This is a genomic window from Citrobacter sp. wls827, assembly GCF_005280875.1.
In the GTDB taxonomy this organism is placed as follows: Bacteria; Pseudomonadota; Gammaproteobacteria; order Enterobacterales; family Enterobacteriaceae; genus Citrobacter; species Citrobacter youngae.
Genome location: NZ_SZWR01000017.1, coordinates 531,852 through 536,177, shown reverse-complemented (window position 1 = coordinate 536,177; position 4,326 = coordinate 531,852). Strand labels below are relative to the sequence as shown.

Below are 4,326 nucleotides of genomic sequence, written 5' to 3'. Positions count from 1 at the left end.
GACAGTGCCGTTTTGGCACTGTCGCAGTAATTTTCAGCAGACTGCCGGCTGGCTCCAGGGTTTGGCGCGCATGCCTTTTATCATTAACGCCCAGGCCAGGACAATCGCCACCATTAGTGCGACAAACAGCGACCATGGGGGCAGTGTGGTCAGGATGACCCCGCTGACTAATGGGTTTACCGCCGCGCCAAGCCAGCCCAGTGACTGGGCGGAAAAGTAACTGGCTTTCATACCTGCCGGTGCGATGTTGTCGATCAGCATGTATTCACCCGGCGCGTAGATGACCTCGCCAATGGTGAAAAAGGCGGCTGAAATCCCCCAGAACAGCAGGCTGTTGCCAGAGAAGGTAAAACCGACCAGACCGATAACAAAAAAAAGTGTACCCGCAGCCATCAGCGGGCGAATGTTTGCAGACGTCAGTCTGCGTCCGACAGCATATTGCAGCGATACCACAATTGCTGCGTTGACGGGCAGGACGACCGCCACCACTTTCTCAGCAAAATCACCATCGGCAACCACCATCACGTACTGAGAAATACAGGATGCAAATGCGCCACCGACAAACGAGGCCAGAAAAGCAGACAACGTAAACCAGCATAATGCTTTATCGCGCAGCAAAACTGAGGGTGACCAGACTGTCGCGTTCAAACCTTCAGAGGGAATTGCGGAGCGTTTTACCCATGTCTGGATAAACACCAGCGGGAAGGCTGAACATATGGCCGCCAACCAGAACGGCAGGTTAATGCTTTGCATGACCAGTAGCGTGCCCAACGGCGGGCCAACGGTCCAGCCGATGTTCAGCACGGTGTAGTTAAGTGAGAAAATCTTTGTTTTAGTGGTGGCTGAGAGGTTATCGGCAAACCAGGCTTTCAGCACCGTGGCAAACACGGAGTAGGCACAGTTGATCAGCGCGAAGAGCAGAACCACCACCACCACGTTATGCACCAGAGGAATCGCTATAAAGCCGCAAGCAAAGCCCGCGATCGCCAGTAGCATAAAGCGTTTTTTTTCAAATTTATCGGCCAGGATGCCGAATCCAAGACTGAAAACGACGCCAATAGTCAGTGCTACTGTCATTGCATAACCGATCAGATCGACACCCAGGCCATACTGACGACTGAGGTAAATCGTCATGAATGGTAGCGTGGCTCCGCGTCCAATGGTTAATAACAAAGATGACGCGAGTAACGCGAGAGTGGACCTTCTCAGTGAGATATTCATTTTTCTGCCCGACAATGCATGTTGTTATGTTTTTTTTAGATATCAGAAACAAATAGCATGCTAAAAGTGTGATGTACACTCAATAAGTTGTCTGAAAATGCCCTGTGTGGCCTACCTGAATTAATGATCTGTTACGGTACAACGATTTCCGTTACCTTAACTTGTTTACAAAAATTTAATATTTGCAGGGGCGGTGGTATGTCGCGTAAAGATGGGTTGCTGGCGTTACTGGTTGTCGTAGTTTGGGGGCTGAACTTTGTTGTCATTAAGGTGGGGCTACACAATATGCCGCCGTTGATGCTGGCAGGCTTGCGCTTTTTACTGGTGGCGTTTCCCGCAATCTTTTTTGTTGCCCGCCCGAAGATCCCGCTCTCGCTGTTACTTGGCTATGGCCTGACCATCAGCTTCGGTCAGTTCGCTTTTCTGTTTAGCGCCATCAAGTTTGGGATGCCTGCCGGTCTGGCATCGCTGGTTTTACAGGCGCAAGCTTTTTTCACTATCGTGCTGGGCGCGTTCGCCTTTGGCGAGCGTTTACAGGGGAAGCAACTGGTCGGTATCGCGCTGGCGGTGTTCGGTGTGCTGGTATTGATTGAGGCGAGTCTCAATGGACAACATGTTGGTATGCTTGGCTTTATGCTGACGCTGGCGGCGGCACTGAGCTGGGCCTGCGGCAATATCTTTAACAAGAAAATTATGCAGCATACTTCGCGTCCAGCGGTCATGTCGCTGGTGGTGTGGAGCGCATTAATTCCTGTCGTACCGTTTTTTCTGGCATCGGCATTGCTTGATGGCCCAGCGCAAATCGTGCAGAGCCTTGTGGCGATCGATATGACTACCATCTTGTCCCTGGTGTATCTGGCCTTTGTGGCGACCATTGTGGGCTATGGCATTTGGGGTTCTCTGCTGGGGCGCTATGAAACCTGGCGTGTTGCGCCATTGTCGTTGCTGGTACCCGTGGTAGGGTTGGCCAGTGCCGCTGTGCTGCTGGATGAAACGTTAACCGGGCTGCAACTGCTTGGTGCGTTGTTGATCATGGCGGGGTTGTATATCAACGTGTTCGGTTTTCGCTTGCGCAAGATTGTGCAGGTGAAGGGTTAAAAAAAAGCCCCGCAGTGACGGGGCTAAATAATTACAGGCTGTGCATATTGTAATAAGGCACGCCTAACTCATCGGATTTATCGCTGCCGGCACCCATATGATTAAAATCGAACGGGGACTGATCGTGCGCAGGGGGCATAATCATCGCGTCGCGATTATTTTGCGTTGTCGGTTGCGGGGTCTGTTCCGCCATGCTCTGGCCCGACGCAACAAGCAGCAGGGCCAGCATCGCATAAGACAGAAGTTTCATGATTTCCTCGGTTACGTCGTTAACTGGCGATTAGCAATTGCATTGATTGAGCGGGAGCAAATACCGGGATTCGCCATGCATATTCGTCACCCGATATTTATGCGGCGGTACATCAAAATAGTTCTTGAAGGTCCGGGTCAGCGTTTGCTGAGACTCAAAACCGTAACGCTCTGCAAGATAGAGGATCGGTTCGTTACTCTCTTTCAATTTTTGCGCTATTTCAGTCATTTTGCGGCTACGGATGTATTGACCTAATGAATGACCGGTTTCTTTTTTGAACATCCGCTGCAGGTGCCATTTGGAGTAACCTGAACGCTCAGACACTTTTTCCAGCGAGAGTGGCGATTCAAGGTTATTTTCGATCCAGTCCAAAATGCTATGAATAGTGATTGTGTCAGTATTGCGTCTGGACATCGTCATACCTCTTTCTGTTTACGGCAGGATCCTCTTAAGCAAATGCTCAAGTGTTGCTACTTCTTCCGCCGTTAAGTTTTTTGTTAGTTCCTGGTGCAGGTCTTGCCCTACTAATTGATGACACTGCTCGCAAATTGCTGCGCCGTGCTCGGTGAGTTTCACCAGTACACCGCGCTTGTCATGTGGATTCGGAAGCCTTTCTATCCAGCCTTTACAGGCCAGTCTGTCCAGCATCCGCGTCAGGGCGCCAAGATCGACAGACAGCACTTTTTTCAATTCGACAGGGGTAATGCACACCGCACAACGGATGGAGCAGAGCACCTTAAACTGCGATGCTGTGATATCCAGCGGTGACAAATAGTCGTTTAATAAACGATCTTTTTTCTGATTAACCATGTAGATCAAACGACCCAGTGGGATGATTTCATTGAACAGATCACTGGTGCTTTTCACAATGGTTGCCCTGGCAAGTAGTTAGTCACGGCTGATATTATTGCTTAGGCAAATATAAGTCAAATGAATGAGTGGCCGCATGCCACGTTTTGCTAAAACATCAGGAACGCGCTACGCATAGCGCGTTTTTAACGTTCTGATCCGTAGGGTTTATGCGTAAAGAGAACTAATGAATCCTTACATCGACAACATGGCTTAACCTTGGAGTTTGCCCTTATACTTGCCGTTGACGAAAAACGCACAGGAAAGATGACATTATGATGGACTTGTTTAAAGCAATAGGACTGGGGCTGGTAGTCCTGTTACCGCTGGCAAACCCGTTAACCACCGTGGCGCTGTTTCTCGGCCTTGCTGGCAACATGAACAGCGCAGAGCGTAACCGTCAGTCATTAATGGCATCTGTCTATGTATTTGCCATTATGATGGTCGCGTACTACGCCGGGCAGGTGGTAATGAATACGTTTGGGATTTCGATTCCCGGGTTGCGTATTGCGGGCGGGTTAATCGTTGCGTTTATCGGCTTTCGTATGCTGTTCCCTCAGCAGAAAGCGCATGATTCTCCGGAAGCGAGAAGCAAATCCGAAGAACTGGAGGACGAACCGACGGCCAATATTGCCTTTGTTCCGCTGGCCATGCCGAGTACTGCCGGCCCGGGGACGATTGCAATGATCATCAGTTCGGCCTCTACCGTGCGGCACGGTTCCGAATTCCCGGACTGGGTGATCATGGTTGCGCCGCCCATTATTTTTGCCGTCGTCGGGATTATCTTGTGGGGATGTCTGCGCAGTTCTGGCGGAATTATGCGGCTGGTGGGGAAAGGCGGGATCGAAGCTATTTCCCGTCTGATGGGCTTCCTGCTGGTGTGTATGGGTGTGCAGTTTATTATTAAC

Annotated in this window: 6 protein-coding genes; 2 read left to right on the top strand and 4 right to left on the bottom strand. The window is 50.4% G+C overall.

Annotated elements, in window-relative coordinates; all coding sequences use genetic code 11:
• Nucleotides 1–33: 33 nt before the first annotated feature.
• Entirely contained in the window at nucleotides 34–1,221 is a 1,188-nt protein-coding gene (ydeE, locus tag FDX03_RS13125; protein WP_048211697.1) for an efflux MFS transporter YdeE, read from the bottom strand.
• Nucleotides 1,222–1,419: 198 nt separating this feature from the next.
• Here ydeE and eamA point away from each other — a divergent pair, with 198 nt between their 5' ends.
• Nucleotides 1,420–2,319 (top strand): O-acetylserine/cysteine exporter, encoded by a 900-nt coding sequence (eamA, locus tag FDX03_RS13120; protein ID WP_101743072.1) that lies wholly within the window; start codon nucleotides 1,420–1,422, stop codon nucleotides 2,317–2,319.
• 31 nt (nucleotides 2,320–2,350) lie between these two features.
• Here the strand turns inward: eamA and marB are convergent, their stop codons facing one another.
• From marB to marR, 3 genes are read right to left on the bottom strand one after another with little or no spacing between them, the layout of a single operon-like run.
• Nucleotides 2,351–2,569 carry a multiple antibiotic resistance protein MarB gene (gene marB / locus FDX03_RS13115; RefSeq protein ID WP_048211695.1) on the bottom strand — a complete coding sequence of 73 codons (219 nt, stop codon included), beginning with the start codon at nucleotides 2,567–2,569 and terminating at the stop codon, nucleotides 2,351–2,353.
• Between the two features lie 30 nt (nucleotides 2,570–2,599).
• A complete protein-coding gene (gene marA / locus FDX03_RS13110; protein ID WP_140168326.1) occupies nucleotides 2,600–2,983 on the bottom strand; it encodes an MDR efflux pump AcrAB transcriptional activator MarA in 384 nt (127 codons plus the stop codon).
• 18 nt (nucleotides 2,984–3,001) lie between these two features.
• A complete protein-coding gene (marR, locus tag FDX03_RS13105) occupies nucleotides 3,002–3,436 on the bottom strand; it encodes a multiple antibiotic resistance transcriptional regulator MarR (RefSeq protein ID WP_048211693.1) in 435 nt (144 codons plus the stop codon).
• Between the two features lie 257 nt (nucleotides 3,437–3,693).
• Between marR and FDX03_RS13100 the strand changes: the two genes are divergently transcribed.
• Nucleotides 3,694–4,326, top strand: a 633-nt coding sequence (locus FDX03_RS13100; RefSeq protein ID WP_137346037.1) for a MarC family NAAT transporter, incomplete at its 3' end; no start/stop codon positions are given.

What these genes read in the sequence shown, in the direction of transcription:
- ydeE (WP_048211697.1), bottom strand. Translation starts at nt 1,221, where the DNA reads ATGAATATCTCACTGAGAAGGTCCACTCTCGCGTTACTCGCGTCATCT.
- eamA (WP_101743072.1), top strand. Translation starts at nt 1,420, where the DNA reads ATGTCGCGTAAAGATGGGTTGCTGGCGTTACTGGTTGTCGTAGTTTGG.
- marB (WP_048211695.1), bottom strand. Translation starts at nt 2,569, where the DNA reads ATGAAACTTCTGTCTTATGCGATGCTGGCCCTGCTGCTTGTTGCGTCG.
- marA (WP_140168326.1), bottom strand. Translation starts at nt 2,983, where the DNA reads ATGTCCAGACGCAATACTGACACAATCACTATTCATAGCATTTTGGAC.